A 19,232-nucleotide genomic window follows, 5' to 3' on the forward strand; every position below is an offset into this window, starting at 1 on the left:
TCATTCAATTTCTATCGTTCAAAATAATCGGAGATTGCACCAGCAACTTCCACATTCTCCGGCACGCAAAGGAAAATATCAGTGCCAATTCGCTGGATGTCTCCTCCAAGCGCATAAACAGTACCGCTTAGGAAATCGACAATTCGAATTCCTTGATCACGCTCAATTCGCTGTAAATTCACAACAACTGCACGCTTATTTTTCAAGTGCTCAGAAATGTCTTGCGCCTCAGCATAGACACGGGGCTCAATAAGAATAACTTTGGAAGACTTCTGGACACTTTGCAAGCTGACAACCGTTGCTGACTGTTGTGGTTCGCCTGCTACTTGCTTCCTCATTGGTGCTCTGCTGCGTGGCTGCTCCTGCGCAGGACGCTGTTCTTCCCGGCGTGGCTGTTCTTGTACTTCTTTTTCTTCGTCGTCTAGGTAAAACCATTTCTCAAACTTGTTTTTAATGCTCATACGTCTCCCTCGCTTTCTGCTCCGACAAGTGCAGTCCCGATTCTTACATGAGTTGCACCTTCTTCAATAGCGATAATGAAATCATTTGACATTCCCATGGACAATTGAGTACAAGGTGCATGTGGCAATTTTTTTGCCGAGATGCCGTCTCGAAGTTCCCTTAACGAGCGGAATACGGAACGAATCTCATCCATATTCTTTGTGAAAGGAGCCATTGTCATTAAACCTATAATTCGAATTTTATCATAAGCCGCCACATCTTCAATAAAGCAATCAAGTTCAGCTGATGTTACACCTGATTTACTTGATTCACCGGAAACATTCACTTGAATGAAACAATCAACAACATGATTGGAACGCTTATGAATTTCCTTAACCAAACTCATTCGATCAACAGAATGTAAATAGTCAATTCGATTGATGATTTCTTTCACTTTTCTGCTTTGAACATTACCGATGAAATGCCAGATGGCACCACTTTGTATCGTTTCCTGTTTCCCTAGTAGGCCTTCAGGTCGATTTTCGCCAAGATGTCGGATGTTTTCTTCCAGCACCGCAGATGTTCTTGCTGTCGAAACTTCCTTCGTAACAGCAACGACCGTAATTTCAGATCTGTTTCGACCTACGCGGTCACAAGTTGCTTGTATATCTTGTTCGATTTTTTGTATTCGTTGCTGTAGATTTCCCATTATAATCACTACTTTTCCTCAATCTTTCACTTCATTGTACCAACCTAGGCTGAACATATCAATAATGAATCATTTTTCTGCATTCTTTTTGCCCACAAGCACAATATCTTTACCGATTGTTGTAATCTCTTTAAGATTGACCTTTTTCGTATCCTTGTCTTTTGTATCAAAAAAACTGTTCCGTTCTCCACCACCTACGTGCAAGGATTCAACTTTTCCAGTTACAGTGTCAATTGTTGCATCCTGGACGAATCCAAGGAACGTTCCTTTAGTAGCGTCGATAACTTCTTTTTTTTGTATTTCTGAAAACCTCATAAAATCCCTCCTTACAATGAATATATGCACATAGGCACGAGAAAAAACGCAATGCAGTTAGCGCATTGCGTTACATTTATCATTATTGTTCCATCCCTTCCCGAATGGTTTGAACTGCACTCTTCTCCAATCGGGAAATCTGGGCTTGTGAAATGCCTAGTTCCTTAGCGATTTCGGTCTGCGTTTGTCCCAAATAAAAACGTTTTGAAAGAATTGATTGTTGTCTTTCATCCATACTAGATACAGTTTCTTTAACAGATACATACGTCAGCCACCGTTCTTCTGAAACCGTTTTGTCCTGTATTTGATCCATCATAAATACTGGATCACCGCCGTCCCCGTTCATAGGCTCATGAAGGGACATTGGATCTTGAATTGCATCAAGGGCAAAGAGAATATCATCGGCGGGTATACCTGTTGCTTCAGACAAATCCGATATTCGCGGTTCTCTTTGATTATCATTAATGAACTGCTCTTTCGCTCTTATTGCCTTATAAGCGGTATCTCGAAGTGATCTTGATACTCGTATTGAATGATGATCACGTAGATGTCTTTTAATTTCTCCAATAATCATCGGGACTGCGTATGTTGAAAATCTGACATTATGTTTCAAATCGAAGTTGTCAATTGATTTAAGCAAGCCGATACATCCGACTTGAAATAAATCATCCGCTTGTTCCCCCCTGTATGCGAATCTTTGGACCAGACTTAGGACGAGACGCAAATTGCCAATGACGAGCTCTTCCCTTGCTGCATGATCTCCGCTCTGTAACCTGATAAACGTTGCTTTCATCACGTCGTTTGTGAGTAACGGCAATTCGGACGTATCGATTCCACAAATTTCAACTCTTGTACGCACCATTAGCTTTTCCTCCGCATTCTGTAGATGACTGTACAAGATAGTCTGTCCGCAGTCGTCCAGAATATGCGGAAATTCGCATCGCCAATTTCACCCATTATGCAATCGGATGATTCAAGCTTTCACGCAGTTCCGAGATGATTTTTTTTTCGAGCCGTGAAATATAGGATTGAGAAATCCCAAGCAGTTCTGCTACTTCTTTCTGTGTCATTTCCTCTTGTCCCGTCAAACCGAAACGGCATTCCATAATATAACGCTCTCGTTCATCGAGACTCGTAATTGCTTCAATCATATGCTGGCGCTCGATTTTTCTTTCGACATCATCAATGATAATATGCTCATCTGTGCCAAGAATATCCGATAATAGTAATTCATTACCGTCCGCATCTGAATTTAACGGTTCATCAAAAGAAATCTCAGATCGTGTTTTGTTTGTTTTTCGAAGATGCATTAGAATCTCATTTTCAATACAGCGGGATGCATATGTGGCTAATTTGATGTTTTTGTCGGTCTTAAAAGTTTCGATTGCCTTTATAAGTCCGATTGCACCTATACTGATAAGATCTTCAATATGTGTATTTGTGTTATCAAAACGACGTGCAATGTAAACAACAAGACGAAGGTTTTTTTCAATTAGTCTGTCACGCGCGTTCATATCGCCTTCCATAAATGCTTGGATTGTTATTGCTTCTTCTTCCCGGGTCAACGGCTTTGGAAGGGACTCATGACCTCCGATATAGTATGTGCCGCTTTTCCTTTTAAAAAAGCTAGTGATTATCGACATCCATTTTCTAAATTTATACAGCATAAGCAGTTCCCCTCTCCCCGTTTAATGACTCCATTGCGGATACATGCAAGATTGCTCCCGCACCGTCCGGATAACGACGATCATTCTTTGTCACTACAATATAACCAGGTTGCAGCACGTTCCCTTCTCCTAAAACCCATTGCTTGAATCGAAAACCAACTGCCCAAGACTGTCCTTGCACCGTTACTAACCGAATCAGCCTTATTTGTTTGTGATAGCCCTCAGGAAACTCCGACATTGAAGGTGTTCCTTGAGGATTCCAAGCAAGCAAAGGCTTCATCAAATCTTCCGGTATATGCTTTTCCAGCACCTTTAACGAAACAAAATGGACTGGAGAACCAGACAATGGCTCCGTGCAACCGTTACCCGAATCGACGAATACATCAACCTCTACTTCAGCATCCCAAATAGAGAGAACTGAAGAAGCACGAAGCTCGGAAACATGGCGTGCAGTTCTGACATCAAGCCATTTTTTCCTCATGAAATAAAGAGAAATGTATGCGACAACTGCATAGGCAAGAACTGTAAACGCTGAACTGGACATATGGATGCGATATTGAAAAGCCGTTAGTAAACCACCAGCAAATACCGCCCCTATCAAAACCATTGTCGCAGATTTTTTCCACAGCTCAAAAGCCTTTCCAAAAGCGCAAACAGTCATGCAAATAAAAGATAAAACCAAAACACTCACCGATGATGGAAAAATAACGACAGGCATCGCACCCGCAAAAGAGGCGAACAATAATCGTCCGCGGGCGGCTTGTACGTTTCCTACTTTGTTGGCGAATGAAAGAATTGCATAATTAAATAGCATATTCACTCCTACAATGAGTTCCCCATACATAAGCCGCCCTCCCTGACAACAACGATAGCACCTATGGCGTAAAATGTTTGTCGGAACTAGGGGCAGACAAAAAAAAGAAATCGACAGGATTCGATTTTAGATATCGAGCGTTTTAGTTAGTTGAATGAAGCGATATAATCGGTTGGTCGGGGTATATGATTGGTTGGCCTGTTATATGATTGGTTAGACATGCTTTTTGATTGGTTGGCACGTTATATGATCGGCTAGACATGCTTTTTGATCGGTTCGCTCGTAATATGATCGGGCAGCATGCCAACAATAATCAAACATCACCTAATTCACTTCATAGCTAACTAAACGTAAAAAAAGCTTTCCAGAAAGCGCGGTTGCACTTTTTGGAAAGCTTTTAGTCTTACATCATTATTAACGACGACGATTGCGTAAAAACGTCGGAATATCGAGCGTGTCATCTTGTTGATTACCTTGAGGTTGGCGTGTTGGTTCCGGTTGTTGGAACTGTGGCGCTTCCTCTCTGCTACGCTCACGTGTTGGTGGCTGTTGAGTTGGCGGTTGCTGCTCACGCGTTGGCGGTTGTGTACGACTTGCACCGAAGCCCGGGCTTCTTGCAGGACGAGATACGGTAAGCTGCTCTTCGCTGAAGCCTGTTGCAATGACTGTTACGATAATTTCATCCTTCAAGTTGTCATTGATGACAGAACCGAAAATCATATTCACATCTTCATCTGAAGCTGAAGCAACGATATCTGCAGCTTCCTGTACTTCGAATAGGCTCAAGTTTGAACCGCCTGTGATATTCATAAGTACACCTTTTGCACCGTCGATTGACGTTTCGAGTAGTGGGCTTGAAATGGCTTTTTTCGCCGCTTCAGCCGCACGATTTTCTCCCGTAGACATCCCGATTCCCATAAGAGCAGAGCCTTTATTGGACATGATTGTCTTAACGTCTGCAAAGTCTAAGTTGATAAGTCCAGGTACAGCGATCAAGTCGGAAATACCTTGAACCCCTTGACGTAGCACATTATCGGCTTCACGGAAAGCTTCGAGCATTGGCGTATTTTTATCTACAATTTCAAGCAATTTATCATTTGGTATGACGATTAGTGTATCCACAGATTCTTTCATAGATGTTATACCGCCGATTGCCTGTGTCTGGCGTTTTCGTCCTTCAAAAGTGAACGGCCTAGTAACAACACCAACAGTCAGTGCACCCAAATCTTTCGCAATTTGTGCGATGACTGGAGCAGCCCCAGTACCTGTTCCACCGCCCATACCTGCAGTAACGAACACCATATCAGATCCGCGCAATGCTTCTTCGATTTGTTCTCTGCTTTCTTCGGCAGCTTTTTTACCAACTTCCGGATTCGCACCTGCCCCAAGTCCGCGTGTCAATTTGCCACCTATTTGTAACTTCACTTCAGCAGTCGAAAGGTTTAGTGCCTGAGCATCTGTATTAACTGCGATAAATTCCACACCTTGCACACCATGTTCAATCATTCTATTTACAGCATTATTACCGCCACCGCCTACACCAATTACTTTGATGACTGCTAACGCGTCAACATTCGTATCGAATTCTAGCATCGTCTCTCCTCCTAGTCCATTTCATACAGTTGTTCATTGAATCATTCGAAGAAATTGTCAAAGACTTTCTTTGCTTTATCTAAAATACCAGGTTTCTTTTCTTTGTTCCGGTCTACTGACTTTTTCTTGTTGACCGGAGCCGGCGTATGATTATCAGAAGCCGAAACTGTCGCTGACTCAGGGACATGACCAAAATAAGAATCTTGCATATGTGCATAGCGTATAAGTCCTACCGCAGTTGCATACATCGGTTCTCTTACCCCGATATACTCTGGTGTATGAATACGGACCCTTGTTTTCAACACATGTCTTGCTAATTGTAGGATACCATCCATCTTCGTTATACCACCGGTCAATACGACTCCACCTGGTAAATCATGTACGCCCATGCGGTACAGCTCTTCCAGAACGAGATCAAAAAGTTCTTCAAGCCGAACACCGATAATTTCCGATATGTATCTTTGGCTGTACTGATCTTTTGAATCAGCACCAATGACAGGTACTTCAAACAATTCATCATCCGATGCATCATCTGAGAAAGCATGTCCATACTGATGCTTAATTTTTCTTGCCTGTTCAGTTGGCGTTTTCAAAATAATTGAAAGATCTTTTGTAATATGATCCCCGCCAACTGGTATGACTGCTGTCGCCATGAATCGGTTTTCGCCAAAAATGGAGACTGTGGTAGAACCACCACCGATATCAATAAATGCACTGCCGTGATTCTTTTCATCATTCGTCAGAGCAAACGTACCGGCAGCAAGCGGTTGCAAGTAGATTTCTTGGATTACAAGACCTGCTCGTTCCACGCAGCGTAGTATATTATGAATAAGTGTTTTTGATGTAGTAATAAGCGTTCCGTCCATTTCAAGCCGGACACCGATCATTCCCCTTGGATCCGTTATTTCATCATAATCGTCAACAATAAATTGTTTCGGAATGATGTTAACGATTTCCCGATCAGGTGGAACTGACATGACCTGCGCTGATTTCATAACCCGATCGAGGTCGTCATCAGTAATTTCACGATTTTCCGAGTTAACTGCAACAACTCCTTTGACGTCCTGTAACGAAACGCCATTTGCAGGAATGCCCAGAATGACTTCACGGATTTGCATCCCTATCATTCTTTCGGCCTGGTCAACCGCTTTTCGGATAGATTGGACAGTTGCATCAATATCGATGATTGTCCCTTTCCGAATTCCCGCAGATTGAACATTGCCAACTCCGATAACGTGCAAGGATCCGCCATCCACTTCACCTACTAACACCTTAACTGACGAAGAACCTATATCAAGTGATACATATAATTCTGATTGGCTCAATTACTGGCACCTCCCAAATCAACTCTTAACTCCCATTCTATTGCATTGGGAGTACATTGTCTAAATATTTTCGACATCTCTTATTCAAACCCCTTCATTAATGTGCATTTGTGTTGGTAACTTTCCCTCGCTCTGCCCATTTAACAAGCAAAATCCTTCTAATAACGGCGATATTTTGGAATAACCTTACACCGAATGCAAAAATTGCCGCAAGATATAAATCGACTCCTAGATGCACTCCTAAAAATGCCAGTGCGGCCGCCAGTACTATGTTAAAGAAGAATCCAGATACAAACACCTTATCATCGTATACTTGCTGTAAATGAGCCCTGATGCCCCCGAATAGCGTATCAAGGGCAGCCAGTACAGCAATTGATAAGTAATTTTCATATACCTGTGGAATTTGAATGTCTGATAATAGACCCATCGAAATTCCGAGTACAAGACCAAGTAATGGTAACCACATAAGTCATTCCCCTTTCGGCAATTCCTCTAAAAACTGATTTTCCAGCCTTTCTGGATAACCGCGGATTTCCACCGCCATTTCTGGTTTTCCAACTTCAAGGATTAAATCATCCAGATAAAAGTCATCGTGAATCGCCGAGGCTACTAAATAATTGTATACTTTTTCACTGTCTGCAAAGGTCGGAGAAATGATTTTCATGGAAAAGGGCGGTGTTGAAACATTCAACCCATTCACAGTGGTCATTCCATTAATATCTCTGATGGAGCTCAGTATCGTATATCGTTTGCCATCAATTTCAAAAATGAGGCCTTTAAAACGATTCAACTCATTGACAAAACGAGTGAGTAGATCTGGAGATATTCCGGTGATTGGTACACCGAAGGCCACACTTTCAGCAGCTGGCCGAACTTTGATAATAATGCCCGGTCCTTCAACGTCAGTAACACCCGCTTGCCGATAGAGCTTGTCCACTGTTTGGGTTAGCGCCCTCCCAGTGTTTTCTATATTTAACGATTTGTATGTGAGTATCGTCTTGTCCAACTCCCGAATTTCAGAAAGCAATTCAGAGTGGAACTGCTTTTCACTTGCCAGGTCTTGACGGATTGCCCAAATGTCCCTCGTATCTCGTTCTTCTGGGTTTTTCATCGAATTGAATTGGATGGCAGTCATAAACCCGACAAGGAGCAAGATCAGCGTGAATCTCCAATGTATTGTTTTTCTCACCCGTCCAACCCCCTACACCAATACTCAACTCTCATTGCGCAAAGCCGACAGCCTAATATCCTTTGATTGTTCTGTAGTGACCACGATATTATCCCTGATCAGGCTGTCGATCACACCACCTTTTAAATGTAAGGCTGAAGAAAGAACGTCCATATCACCAATCGCCTCTATAACAAATGGCGCCGGATAAGTTCTTCCATCAACCGTAATGACTGGTCCTGTGCATTTTATATAAGAGTTTGATGTAATTCGTTGTCCATTTATCGCTAATCCTTGCGCTCCTGAAATCCTTAATTCATTGACGACCCGAAGTATATGACTTTCATGAACAATATAATCATTCGGGTTCTGTTCAACAGGATCATAATCGGCATCTTTCAAAGTAACTTTGAGACCTTGTCCGATAGCAGGGATTGCACCAAGCAGCAAGCGAAGATTTTTCGCCTCATCAACGAGACTGGCATGATCCTTCTCCCCCATGGAGAAAGAACGTTCATACTCACGTATCTCTTCCTGCTTGGCGGCGATTTCATCGGTCAGTTCCTTATTTCGTTCCTGCTGACTGATTAGTCCTTCTCGGTAATCCTCTTCCTTGTTAAATGCAGGCGATTGAGTACTATCGTTCTCCTGGTTTATGCCGAGGGTTCGATATGAAAACGCGAGGATGAAACCCAGCACAAGAAAGACAACTGAAAAAAGAATACTTCTTCCCCTCTTTTTGTATGCATCATTCACCTTCTTCATCAATCGGCTCTTCCTCCTCCTCTACTAACCCGTATACCTTACTAAAAGGAGTGAAAAACGTCCCAACTTCCATATCTATTACACCTTTTTCATAACTGTTCAATTGGGCTGTTACATCTGGATAATAGGCCATTTTTTCAGCAAACGTTGAGATGAATGCGCGGACCTCGAATCCATCGTCCATATAGACCGTAATACTATCCGAATCCTTTTCATCCCCTGCAACAATAATTTCTGAAATCAGGTGATAGACAGTGTCGTCCAGTTTCAGCAACTGTGCTGTTATCCGCTTCAGTGTATCAGGGTTTTTGAAATTATTTAAGACAGGCGATTCAGCCTCAGGCAACAACATACCGGTTGGGAACGTTTCCCCACTTTCTAACAGTAAACTATATTGTCCCCCGTCTTCAAGGTAGGCAATCGTCTTCCATTCGGTAATTACGATTTCAATATTCCTAAACCATTCCCGTGACACCGATACCTTTTGTACGCCTTCAATTTTCTCCATAGATTCTTCGATGTCACCGGTACTGAAGCTCCAAAGAGAGTTGTCTATTGTTAAACCACTTTTTTCTTCATAAAATGCCTGCTCATGTAGAACGGCACCGCTAACCTTAATCGTCTCTAGCTTACTAAGGGGTGATTGAAAATAAAGGATAGCTAGGAGTGCAACAACAAACACAGTCAACATGAACAGGAATTTTTTATTTGTTTTTCTGCGACGCTTTTCCCGCAAGGATGGAATTCGCTCTTCGATGTCAATGACTTTGTCCATTTTGCCCCTCCTCTATCAACTCGTTTTTTTGCCCACTGTAAAATGCATGATGGTCCCTGCCGCTATCCACGTCGTCATCAAAGATGAGCCGCCATAGCTTATAAAAGGCAATGTGACGCCCGTTACAGGCAAAAGCCCTGATACCACGCCGACATTCAAAAATGTTTGAAAAATGATCATTGAACCCATGCCTGCAACCATCAGAAATGCATATCGTCCTTTCGTTCTGATTGCGATTCCGAAAGTTGATGCCAATAAAACGGTAAACAGCAACAATACCAACGTCGCCCCAATGAATCCTGATTCTTCCGCGATAATCGAAAAAATAAAGTCATTTTGTGGTTCGGGCAAATAGAGATACTTCTGACGGCTATTGCCGTAACCATGACCAACCAATCCTCCGGGCGCAATCGCAAACAACGACTGAATTCCTTGAAAGCCCTTACCAAGAGGATCACTCCATGGGTCGATATACGATTTGATGCGATCCAATCTGTAAGGCGCCGCGGCAATTAATGCAACAAAAGCACCTATTCCAGCAAAACCAAGAAATGCGAAAAATTTTAGTGGGTATCCTGCAATGAATAGAATAACGAACGCAGAGACAATCATAATAACAGCGGAACCAAGATCGGGTTGCAACATGATAAGAGCAGCAGGTAGCAGAATCAGTCCAAAGTGGCTAAACTGAAAAATACCTTTTCCTTGAATTTTGTCCAAGCTGCACGCCAGTTTCCCAATAAGTGCAACTTTGACGAACTCGGCTGGTTGAATACTGAACGGGCCAAGTGCAATCCAGCTTTGTGATCCGTTCCGCATTGCGCCAACCCCCGGAATAAGGACAGCAACGAGTAACAAGATTGTCATCCAATATACAAATGTCCATGTTTTCGGACTCGATGTCAGAGGGCTTTTCATAATTACAAGTGCAATGCCGATTGACACCGCCATATAAATTGCTTGTTTCACGATAAACGGAGAGGAGTCGGCATAATGCACCGCCCCCCAATACGAACCGGCGGAATGGACAAAAGCCAATCCGATGAATGATAGCGCTACGGCAGAAACGATAAATGACGTTTTCAACTTAGCTTCCAGTGAACGCATCCTTCCGCAAATTTGCTGAATCAACTAAATGACTATATAGATATGTTGAAATAAAGAATCCTACCAACAACGCTTGGCGCTAGGGGATGCCTCCCACAATAAGCCGGACCGAAAATCACTGGCAGTCTTATTGCTTCGACTCCCCCTGTAAGGCGCCTACGCTAGTTTATATACCGTATTTAACGAACACCGGTGAGACTTATAGTTCCATAACCGCTTCTATAAACTGATCGCCCCTGGCTTCGAAACTTGGGTACTGATCCCAACTGGCACAGGCGGGTGAAAGCAGGATAATATCTCCCGCTACAGTAAGCGGATAAGCTTTTCGCACAGCGTCCTGTACATCTTCTGCCATCATAATGATTTCGATACCGCATGACGCTGCAAATTCCGCAAACTTCCCGGCTGTTTCTCCCACAGCGACGACTGCTTTTACATCACTCATGTAGGGGCGCAACTCTTCAAATGACTGGCCTCGATCCAATCCACCAGCAATTAGAATAGTCGGTACATCAAACGCAGCTAATGCACTTTTCGTAGCTAGCGTATTCGTTGCTTTTGAGTCATTGTAAAACTTCCGGCCTTGTAATTCCTTAACGAATTGCATCCGGTGCCGAACACCAGTAAAGGAACTTAACACGCTCTCAATTGCTTTTTTGTCACAACCTAAAAGAATTGCTGCCGCAGTTGCAGCAAGAATGTTTTCAAGATTATGTTGTCCCGGCAACTTTATGACGGATCGCAATACATAAGGTTTCCCATTCCAGTATATTTGCTCATCATCAGCCGATATACCGTTTTCTTTCATTCCAGTCAAAGAAAAAGGAACTTTCACAGCAGATGAACGAGCAGCATACTTTCGAAGTTTCGGCTGATCATCGTTATATATAAAGTAATCTTCTGCTGTTTGATTTTTTGTGATGCCATATTTTGCCACCGCGTACGCTTCAGAAGTTCCATGATAATCGAGATGTGCATCATACAAATTCGTCCAAATGGCTATTTTAGGTTGGAACGTATCGATCCCCATTAGTTGAAAGGACGAGGCCTCAAGGACGATGATGTTGTCTTGCGTAGCTTTTTCGGCAACAGTACAAGAGACCGTCCCAATATTTCCCGCGATTAGTGGGTGCTTATTGCCAATATTAAGCATATGGTACAGCAACGTTGTTGTTGTTGTTTTACCGTTCGATCCTGTAATCCCTACAATTGGTGCTTCACTTATCCTAGAAGCAAGTTCAATTTCTGTCCACACCGGAATTCCTTTGCCGATTGCTTCCACAATAACTGAATTACTGTAGGGGATGCCTGGATTTTTCACAACGATGTCATATCCAGCGTCAAGAATATCAGCAGGATGACCACCACATATAACACGGATACCTTTCGAGCGAAGCCCTGCCGCTTCTTCATTACCTGCTTCAGGTGATGCATCATTAACCGTTACATGAGCACCAGATACATGTAATAGCGATGATGCAGCGCAGCCACTCTTCGCCAGACCCAGAACAAGTATTTTCATTCCGTTAAACTGATTGGCATTTTTCACTTACAACACCTCCAACAAGACAGGGACTATTGCCGCCAAAAACGCGACTCCCCAAAAAACAATAACAATTTTCCACTCGGACCAACCCGATAATTCAAAATGATGGTGAATCGGACTCATTTTAAATACCCGTTTACCCGTCGTTTTGAAACTAATGACTTGGATAATAACAGAAAGCGTTTCAATGACATAAACAATTCCAATGATGACAAGTAGGAATTCTTGTTTAATCAAAACCGAAATCATCGCGAGTGCCCCACCTAGTGCTAAGGATCCTGTATCCCCCATGAAAACTTTTGCAGGCTTGACATTGAAAACTAAAAAACCAAGCATTGCTCCTGTAACTACAAAGGCAAAGACCGCAATATCATGTTGTCCGTATATAAGAGCATGAACTCCAAATGCGGCAAAAGCGATAGATGATGTCCCCGCAACAAGTCCATCCAATCCATCAGATAGATTTACTGCATTGGAAAATCCGACAAGCCAAAAAACGAGGAATGCAACATAGAATACACCAAGCTCAATTTCAAATTCTGTGAAAGGAATTTGTACCGCAGTATCGAACGGTCCTAACTTCAAAAGGAAGAATGCAGCAACCGCAACGATAATTTGGCCAATCAGCTTTTGAATAGATGTCAGCCCAAGATTCCTTTTCAAGACGACGATTATAAAATCATCTAGAAAACCGATGATGCCAAAACCTACAAGAACGAGTAACAAGACAATCGTCTGTGTCGTCAGCACGTCATATATGTACGAAAGGGCAAGCGTCGAAATGATAATTGAACCGATGAAAATAAGCCCGCCCATCGTAGGTGTACCTGCCTTTTTCTGATGGGCTTTGGGACCTTCCTCACGGATACTCTGCCCAAACTTCAATCTCCTAAGGGCTGGAATAATAACAAATCCCAATAATGTTGAAATGATAAACGCGACCACAATGGCCGTCAATGTAGTGACAAGTGTCATAATATTTTTCTCCTTCTAACTTCTGATGCAGCAACTTATTTGCGCTGTACCAGACTTTGCATTTAAATGGTTATTCAGTGTAAACGTGAATAACATCATCAACCGTGATTAATGTTTCAGCTACAGGTAACTGGTATTTCACTTGTTCCCCGGAACCGTGCCATTCGATACGATACGTATACAATTGGCTAGTGATTTTCCCTTTTGTCATTCCTGTCAGATCCGGGACCCGATGTGTTAATGAATCGCCCCATCTATATTCTTTTTCAATTTGCCCTTCCCTACTCGTAATGCCAGCTAGCGGGGCAATTTCTTCAATGATTCGACCTACTATAGGCGCTGCTATGACGCCTCCGAACTGAATGGAGTTTTTCGGACTATCAATTGCAATATAGACGAGTAACTCGGGATCATCTGCTGGTGCAAACCCGATAAACGAAACGATATAATCACCGTCTTTATAAACACCATCGACAACCTTTTGTGCGGTACCAGTCTTTCCGCCAACACGCAGTCCATCTGTAAACGCATTACGGCCCGAACCATTTGCAACAACCGATTCTAGCGCTTCCCTTACTTGCTTAGATGTTTCCTCACTGATTACCTGTCGCTGCATTTCCGGACCAAATGATTGAAGTGTCTTTCCCTTATCATCTGTAATTTCCTTCACGATATACGGACGATAAAGATAACCGCCATTTATCGCTGCTGCAACTGCTTGAACTTGCTGAATCGGTGTCACTGAAATCCCTTGACCAAATGCGGTTGTTGCTTGTTCGACAGGTCCAAATTTTTTTTCAGAAAAAAGAATCCCTTTTGATTCGCCTGCAATTCCTGATCCTGTTGATTCTCCAAAACCGAAGTCCTTGATATATTTGCTTAACTTTTTCGGCCCTAATCGCTGCCCGATTTCAACAAATCCCGGGTTGCATGAATTTTCAACGACTTCGAGAAAAGTCTGATCCTTATGTCCTTCTCTTTTCCAACAACGTAATCTAGCTTTTCCAATCATTACATAACCTGGATCATAAAAATGCTCTTTATGAAGATCAATGACCTTTTCTTCAAGTCCCGCGGCAAGCGTTAGAATTTTGAATGTCGAACCCGGCTCGAAAGTCATCCAAACAGGTAAGTTACGATTGTAAATGCTTGGGTCTACGTTTTGATATTCCGCAGGGTGAAAAGTCGGTGCGGAGGCAATCGACAGCAATTCGCCTGTTTTAGGGTTCATGACAATCGCCAGTGCTTGAGTGGCATCATACTTTTCCATCGCCTGCAACATTTCACGCTCAACAATCTCCTGCATACGTAAATCGATTGTCAACTCAACAGACGCACCTTTGTCCCCGGTTTTAAAACCGTCGTCCACATGCGGAAGCGGAATTCCTTTAGCATCCGTATATAATCGAATCCTATCGCCCGTTCCTTTTAGAATTTCATCGTATGCGTATTCAATGCCTGCCAATCCATTACCATCATAACCCGTAAAACCTACCAATCTTGATAGTAGCTCTCCGTTCGGATAATGCCTTGCGAAATCAACGCCTGTATATAATCCATCTATTTGCAGGAGGGCTATTTCATCCGCCTGCTCTTTGGTAATATTTTTTCCTTCAGGCGCTATTTTAACCATAACTTCTCTTTTTGCCATTTTCTCTTCTAGCTTGGCTGCATCTACATTTAGAATACTTGCAAGCGCAGTCGCTGCACTTTTCACTTCTCGATTTTGAGATGGCATGAAATAAAGTGTCGGCGCCAATCTATTGCCGACAATCAAATCCCCATTTCGATCAACAATATCCCCGCGTACTCCACCGAATGGGATTTCACGATCCCAGTTCGCTTCCGCGCGACCTTTCAGCAATTCATGGTCAATGATTTGTACATGGAATAACTTTGCAACGACCATCCCTAGACAGATTAGAAATATGACAAATACTGCTCGTAACCTTTTTTTAGATTGCAATTGTATAAACGTCCGCAGCGGTTACACACCTCTCGTTTTTCTATCAACGTATGATGTGACATGGACGGCTATTCGTTAGCCACCTACAACGTCCTCTTCCTCGGTGTCTTCCTCTACGGGTTTATAGATTTCTGATGGCGACTGCAACTTAATGACAACTGGCTCTTCTAGCCCGATTACAGACCCTTTTGACAGGCTTTGCTCAGTTACATAGCCATCTCCGTTAAGCCGTAAATCAAGCCCAGATAACATTTTATACGAAAGCACCATTTTTTTCGACCATCCAGTAAAGTCAGGCAATGCGGTTACACCTTTTGTATGCAATAGGACGACCGAGCCTTCTACGAGTTTCGTACCGGCATATGGATATTGTATATCGATTTCCCCACCCTCACCAATGATTTCAGGGACAAGGCCGTCTTCTTGCAATTTTACAATTGCATCGGCCGAATCTTTCCCTGTGTAGTCACTAATGACAGTCGGCTCAACTATGTCTTCTCCACTCGGCACAATATTCATATAGCGCAAACTGTTATCCATAATAGAGGTGAACAGTTTCGAAACCGGATCAGAACCGATTTCTCCTGCTTTCAGCTTCGGCTGCTGGACAATCACATATGTTAGTAACTGGGGATCTTCTGCAGGTGCCATACCGAGAAATGAGTACAAATAATTTCCGTGTCCAGCTAAATAGCCATTACCCGATGGATTCGGAATTTCGGCAGTACCTGTTTTACCGCCTACTGTATAGCCATTAAGAGCAAATTTTTTACCGGTTCCATACTTAGAGGTAACTGTCGAAGCAAGTAATTCCCTTACTTCTTTTGCTGTTTTGGCTGAAACTGGTCTTCCTTGTTCCTCCGGCTTCTGATCTTTTATGATTTCCCCCGTATTCGGATCGGTAATTTTATCGATCACATAAGGTTTCATCATGACACCTTCATTAGCGATTGCTGTTGCTGCTTGCATCATCTGCATTAGTGTGACCGTTGATCCTTGACCAAAAGCAGTTGTCAATCTTTCGATTGGATACGTATCTAAAATTCTTCCTGGTGCTTCATTCGGTAAATCAATTCCAGTCTTTTCTCCAAATCCAAACTTCCGTAAATACTCAATATATGTTTTATCACCCATCCGTTCCAGTAAATAAGCCATCGAGACGTTCGAAGACCTTTGGAAACCTTCAAGGAATGAAATGTAGCCCCAGCCTGTAATATTATGGTCGCGTATTGTTCGATCATAAAGTGTATACTGTCCCGATTTAAAGAAGTCGGTTGGAACCCACTTTTTTTCTTCAATCGCCGCAGCAACTGTAAACATTTTAGTCGTAGAGCCCGGTTCGATTGTCGTTTCTACAGCCTGATTCAACCAGTTCTCCGTAAGCCCTTCACGGGTAGATGGGTGAAATGCAGGACGCTGACTCATTGCTAATATTTTGCCCGTTTTTGGATCCGCTACTACAGCGAGTATTTTTTTGGGTGAATATTCGCTTTCAACACGATTCATTGCATCTTCCATGAAGTTTTGAATGGTCTTGTCGAGAGTCAACTGAATTTCATAACCGTCTTTGGCAGCGACAATTGCTTCTTCTGCTTTCGGTAACATGAAACCGAAGCCATCTGATTTGAAATCTACTTTGCCGTCAGTGCCATTTAACTCTTTATTATAGGTTTTCTCCAAACCCATTTTCCCAACAGTAGTTACATTTCTTTCACTATCTTCTTCTTTCATCGCAAAGCCAATTAAATACGATGCAAAAACGCCATTCGGATAATATCTTGTTTGGTCTTCAATGAAAAGGAGTCCAGGTAGTTTCTGCTTTTTAATCGCCATAACCGTTTCGTGATTAATATCACGGCCAGCCTTCCCGAATTCCACTTGATATGTTTCTGCTTTCACATTTGTCAGGCGAGATACAATTGCATCTTTTTCAAGTGGTAAATATTCGGCAAGTACTTCTGCAGTTTTTTCAATATCAGTGATATGCAACGGTTTTTTCGAGCCTTTGCTTGCATCTTTACTCAATACGGCAATGAGCCGGTAACTCAACGTATCGGAGGCGATTAGCTCTCCGTTACGATCGACAATCGTCCCCCGATCCGCTTTCAATACCGATTCTCTTGCGTATTTCGACTCTGCAAGCGTCGCCATCACTTTTCCTTCCGCTTGTCCTGTTGCTTGAATGAATAATATTCTTCCAAACAAAAGGAAAAAGAGCCCTCCGTATACCAAAAACATCAGAAAGGCTCCCCATTGGAATCGAAACTTTTTTTTCATTGTCCAGGCACAACCTTTACGTTGTTCTCGTTTGGATTCAGGCCAAGTTCCTTCGCTTTCTTCCATATCCGATCATATGTAGACTTTTCTTTCACTTGGATGGACAATTCCATATTTTGTTTTGTTGTTTCTGAAACATCCTTTCCAAGCAACTGCACTTCCCTGTTTGTATCATTAATCTGTGCTTGTGTATGTAAAATCATTGTTGAGAATAGGACAAGGATTGTTGCAAACAGCACGAACAGGAATTTCTCCCCGGCAGAAAAGACTTTTCGAGAAGGTCGTATTTGAGGCTGTTTTCTTGGAACTACTGGTGTTTCAAGTTCACGTATAGCTGACGTCTGGAATTTTCTTTGTTCTAATGCCATTCACACATTTCCCCTTTCACTTCTTTTCAACGATTCTGAGTTTAGCGGATCTTGCCCGCTTATTCTCTTCTATCTCTTTTTCACCGGGAACAATTGGTTTTCGAGTCACTAGCTTCAATATAGGCTCCATGCCTTCCGGTATTACTGGCAAGTTCGGTGGAAGATCCGGTAAAGAGGATGCTTCTTTAAATATCGTTTTACATAGCCTGTCCTCTAATGAATGGAATGTAATGACGCTAATACGTCCTCCAGGATTAAGCAATGTAATCGCATCCGTTAAAGAGTCCTCAGCTGCACCAAGTTCATCGTTCACAGCGATTCGAATTGCTTGGAATACTCTTTTCGCGGGATGCCCGCCCGTCCGTCTTGTTGCCGCTGGGATGCTTAGCTTGATCAGTTCAGCAAGTTCAGCAGTGGTTTCGATTGGAGATTGCTGTCTTACTTCTTCAACTTTACGCGCAACTCTTTTCGAGAACTTTTCTTCGCCATAACGGAAAAAGATACGTACCAAATCTTCATACGGCCAGTCATTCACAACATCATGTGCGGTTAATAGCGCATCCGTATCCATGCGCATGTCAAGTGGCGCATCCAAATTATAGCTAAATCCTCGTTCAGCTGTATCAAGCTGTGGTGATGAAACACCTAAGTCATAAAGAATACCATCTACTGCAGAAATCCCTATTTTCTCCAATTCAGATTTCAAGTTTCTGAAATTCGAATGGACAAACGTTACTTGAGGGAGATAATCCTTCAATCTCTCTTTTGCAACTTCAATCGCCGTTATATCTTGATCAAAGCAGATAAGTCTGCCCTCTGGCGATAATTTCTTAGCTATTTCTATACTGTGACCGGCTCCACCTAAAGTGCAATCGACATAGATGCCATCATTTTTTATATTTAGGCCTTCGACGGCTTCATAAAGTAAAACTGTTGTATGGTTAAAAATCGGAACCGCCCACTTTCAAAAATTCATTTTGTTTAAAAATCAAAGTCAATAATGTTTTCTGCAATTTCATTGAACGATTGTTCAGATTCATCATAATAGGCATCCCACAATGCTTTAGACCAGATTTCAATACGGCCTGAAACTCCAATTACGACACAATCTTTTTCAACCTTTGCATATTGGAGTAATGATGCCGGAATATTGATGCGACCTTGCTTGTCCAGTTCAACCTCCGTTGCCCCAGAAAAGAAAAATCTTGCAAATGCACGAGCATCTTTTTTCGTCACGGGTAAAGCCTTAAGCTTTTCCTCGAGACGCTTCCATTCATCCATCGGGTAACCGAAGAGACAATTGTCCAGGCCGCGAGTCAATACAAAGCCCTCACCTAAATGTTCCCGAAATTTCGAAGGAACAATCAAGCGACCTTTCATATCGACAGTATGCTGATATTCGCCCATGAACATACTCTTCA

20 protein-coding genes are annotated in these 19,232 nt (G+C 42.6%); all 20 read right to left on the reverse strand.

Annotated elements, in window-relative coordinates:
- Nucleotides 1–11 precede the first annotated feature (11 nt).
- The gene (locus tag H7992_RS17615) at nt 12–461 is read right to left on the reverse strand and encodes a cell division protein SepF (RefSeq protein WP_067211448.1); all 450 of its coding nucleotides are present in this window, start codon (nt 459–461) and stop codon (nt 12–14) included.
- Nucleotides 458–1,150 (reverse strand): YggS family pyridoxal phosphate-dependent enzyme, encoded by a 693-nt coding sequence (locus H7992_RS17620; protein ID WP_187045443.1) that lies wholly within the window; start codon nt 1,148–1,150, stop codon nt 458–460. The genes H7992_RS17615 and H7992_RS17620 overlap by 4 nt, the downstream gene beginning before the upstream one ends.
- A gap of 69 nt (nt 1,151–1,219) precedes the next feature.
- Complete coding sequence (locus tag H7992_RS17625; RefSeq protein WP_067211451.1) at nt 1,220–1,465, reverse strand: PRC-barrel domain-containing protein; 246 nt, start codon at nt 1,463–1,465, stop codon at nt 1,220–1,222.
- Between the two features lie 82 nt (nt 1,466–1,547).
- Complete coding sequence (gene sigG, locus H7992_RS17630) at nt 1,548–2,327, reverse strand: RNA polymerase sporulation sigma factor SigG (protein ID WP_067211453.1); 780 nt, start codon at nt 2,325–2,327, stop codon at nt 1,548–1,550.
- A 94-nt stretch (nt 2,328–2,421) separates the two neighbouring features.
- Nucleotides 2,422–3,132: an RNA polymerase sporulation sigma factor SigE gene (gene sigE, locus H7992_RS17635; RefSeq protein ID WP_082786644.1), complete on the reverse strand. Its 711-nt coding sequence runs from the start codon at nt 3,130–3,132 to the stop codon at nt 2,422–2,424.
- Nucleotides 3,122–3,976 carry a sigma-E processing peptidase SpoIIGA gene (locus H7992_RS17640; protein ID WP_067211455.1) on the reverse strand — a complete coding sequence of 285 codons (855 nt, stop codon included), beginning with the start codon at nt 3,974–3,976 and terminating at the stop codon, nt 3,122–3,124. Before H7992_RS17640 ends, sigE begins: the two co-directional genes overlap by 11 nt.
- A gap of 384 nt (nt 3,977–4,360) precedes the next feature.
- Entirely contained in the window at nt 4,361–5,539 is a 1,179-nt protein-coding gene (ftsZ, locus tag H7992_RS17645; protein ID WP_067211458.1) for a cell division protein FtsZ, read from the reverse strand.
- A gap of 41 nt (nt 5,540–5,580) precedes the next feature.
- Nucleotides 5,581–6,864: a cell division protein FtsA gene (gene ftsA, locus H7992_RS17650; RefSeq protein ID WP_067211461.1), complete on the reverse strand. Its 1,284-nt coding sequence runs from the start codon at nt 6,862–6,864 to the stop codon at nt 5,581–5,583.
- A gap of 97 nt (nt 6,865–6,961) precedes the next feature.
- Nucleotides 6,962–7,330: a small basic family protein gene (locus H7992_RS17655; protein ID WP_067211463.1), complete on the reverse strand. Its 369-nt coding sequence runs from the start codon at nt 7,328–7,330 to the stop codon at nt 6,962–6,964.
- Nucleotides 7,331–7,333: 3 nt separating this feature from the next.
- Nucleotides 7,334–8,053: a DUF881 domain-containing protein gene (locus H7992_RS17660; protein WP_067211465.1), complete on the reverse strand. Its 720-nt coding sequence runs from the start codon at nt 8,051–8,053 to the stop codon at nt 7,334–7,336.
- Nucleotides 8,054–8,077: 24 nt separating this feature from the next.
- Nucleotides 8,078–8,797, reverse strand: a complete 720-nt coding sequence (locus H7992_RS17665) for a DUF881 domain-containing protein (RefSeq protein ID WP_067214023.1) — start codon at nt 8,795–8,797, stop codon at nt 8,078–8,080.
- Nucleotides 8,781–9,572 carry a cell division protein FtsQ/DivIB gene (locus H7992_RS17670; protein ID WP_187045444.1) on the reverse strand — a complete coding sequence of 264 codons (792 nt, stop codon included), beginning with the start codon at nt 9,570–9,572 and terminating at the stop codon, nt 8,781–8,783. Before H7992_RS17670 ends, H7992_RS17665 begins: the two co-directional genes overlap by 17 nt.
- A 15-nt stretch (nt 9,573–9,587) precedes the next feature.
- Complete coding sequence (ftsW, locus tag H7992_RS17675; protein WP_067211470.1) at nt 9,588–10,679, reverse strand: putative lipid II flippase FtsW; 1,092 nt, start codon at nt 10,677–10,679, stop codon at nt 9,588–9,590.
- A gap of 199 nt (nt 10,680–10,878) precedes the next feature.
- On the reverse strand, nt 10,879–12,228 hold the full coding sequence (gene murD / locus H7992_RS17680; RefSeq protein ID WP_187045445.1) for a UDP-N-acetylmuramoyl-L-alanine--D-glutamate ligase: 1,350 nt from the start codon (nt 12,226–12,228) through the stop codon (nt 10,879–10,881).
- Complete coding sequence (gene mraY, locus H7992_RS17685) at nt 12,229–13,200, reverse strand: phospho-N-acetylmuramoyl-pentapeptide-transferase (protein WP_067211472.1); 972 nt, start codon at nt 13,198–13,200, stop codon at nt 12,229–12,231.
- A gap of 70 nt (nt 13,201–13,270) precedes the next feature.
- Nucleotides 13,271–15,109, reverse strand: coding sequence for a penicillin-binding transpeptidase domain-containing protein (locus H7992_RS17690; protein WP_187047942.1), 1,839 nt, complete (start codon nt 15,107–15,109; stop codon nt 13,271–13,273).
- Nucleotides 15,110–15,241: 132 nt separating this feature from the next.
- The gene (locus tag H7992_RS17695; protein WP_255428470.1) at nt 15,242–17,443 is read right to left on the reverse strand and encodes a penicillin-binding protein; all 2,202 of its coding nucleotides are present in this window, start codon (nt 17,441–17,443) and stop codon (nt 15,242–15,244) included.
- Nucleotides 17,440–17,811 (reverse strand): cell division protein FtsL, encoded by a 372-nt coding sequence (ftsL, locus tag H7992_RS17700; RefSeq protein ID WP_067211479.1) that lies wholly within the window; start codon nt 17,809–17,811, stop codon nt 17,440–17,442. Before ftsL ends, H7992_RS17695 begins: the two co-directional genes overlap by 4 nt.
- Before the next feature lie 16 nt (nt 17,812–17,827).
- Nucleotides 17,828–18,760 (reverse strand): 16S rRNA (cytosine(1402)-N(4))-methyltransferase RsmH, encoded by a 933-nt coding sequence (rsmH, locus tag H7992_RS17705; protein WP_187047944.1) that lies wholly within the window; start codon nt 18,758–18,760, stop codon nt 17,828–17,830.
- Nucleotides 18,761–18,792: 32 nt separating this feature from the next.
- Nucleotides 18,793–19,224 (reverse strand): division/cell wall cluster transcriptional repressor MraZ, encoded by a 432-nt coding sequence (mraZ, locus tag H7992_RS17710; protein WP_067211481.1) that lies wholly within the window; start codon nt 19,222–19,224, stop codon nt 18,793–18,795.
- Nucleotides 19,225–19,232 lie beyond the last annotated feature (8 nt).

The sequence above is a fragment of the Sporosarcina sp. resist genome, from assembly GCF_014302295.1.
Lineage (GTDB): Bacteria > Bacillota > Bacilli > Bacillales_A > Planococcaceae > Sporosarcina > Sporosarcina psychrophila.

Excerpts from the sequence above, each read along its gene's own strand:
- H7992_RS17615 (WP_067211448.1), bottom strand. The coding sequence starts at position 461 with ATGAGCATTAAAAACAAGTTTGAGAAATGGTTTTACCTAGACGACGAA.
- H7992_RS17620 (WP_187045443.1), bottom strand. The coding sequence starts at position 1,150 with ATGGGAAATCTACAGCAACGAATACAAAAAATCGAACAAGATATACAA.
- H7992_RS17625 (WP_067211451.1), bottom strand. The coding sequence starts at position 1,465 with ATGAGGTTTTCAGAAATACAAAAAAAAGAAGTTATCGACGCTACTAAA.
- sigG (WP_067211453.1), bottom strand. The coding sequence starts at position 2,327 with ATGGTGCGTACAAGAGTTGAAATTTGTGGAATCGATACGTCCGAATTG.
- sigE (WP_082786644.1), bottom strand. The coding sequence starts at position 3,132 with ATGCTGTATAAATTTAGAAAATGGATGTCGATAATCACTAGCTTTTTT.
- H7992_RS17640 (WP_067211455.1), bottom strand. The coding sequence starts at position 3,976 with ATGTATGGGGAACTCATTGTAGGAGTGAATATGCTATTTAATTATGCA.
- ftsZ (WP_067211458.1), bottom strand. The coding sequence starts at position 5,539 with ATGCTAGAATTCGATACGAATGTTGACGCGTTAGCAGTCATCAAAGTA.
- H7992_RS17655 (WP_067211463.1), bottom strand. The coding sequence starts at position 7,330 with ATGTGGTTACCATTACTTGGTCTTGTACTCGGAATTTCGATGGGTCTA.
- H7992_RS17665 (WP_067214023.1), bottom strand. The coding sequence starts at position 8,797 with ATGAAGAAGGTGAATGATGCATACAAAAAGAGGGGAAGAAGTATTCTT.
- H7992_RS17670 (WP_187045444.1), bottom strand. The coding sequence starts at position 9,572 with ATGGACAAAGTCATTGACATCGAAGAGCGAATTCCATCCTTGCGGGAA.
- ftsW (WP_067211470.1), bottom strand. The coding sequence starts at position 10,679 with ATGCGTTCACTGGAAGCTAAGTTGAAAACGTCATTTATCGTTTCTGCC.
- mraY (WP_067211472.1), bottom strand. The coding sequence starts at position 13,200 with ATGACACTTGTCACTACATTGACGGCCATTGTGGTCGCGTTTATCATT.
- H7992_RS17690 (WP_187047942.1), bottom strand. The coding sequence starts at position 15,109 with ATGGTCGTTGCAAAGTTATTCCATGTACAAATCATTGACCATGAATTG.
- H7992_RS17695 (WP_255428470.1), bottom strand. The coding sequence starts at position 17,443 with ATGAAAAAAAAGTTTCGATTCCAATGGGGAGCCTTTCTGATGTTTTTG.
- ftsL (WP_067211479.1), bottom strand. The coding sequence starts at position 17,811 with ATGGCATTAGAACAAAGAAAATTCCAGACGTCAGCTATACGTGAACTT.
- mraZ (WP_067211481.1), bottom strand. The coding sequence starts at position 19,224 with ATGTTCATGGGCGAATATCAGCATACTGTCGATATGAAAGGTCGCTTG.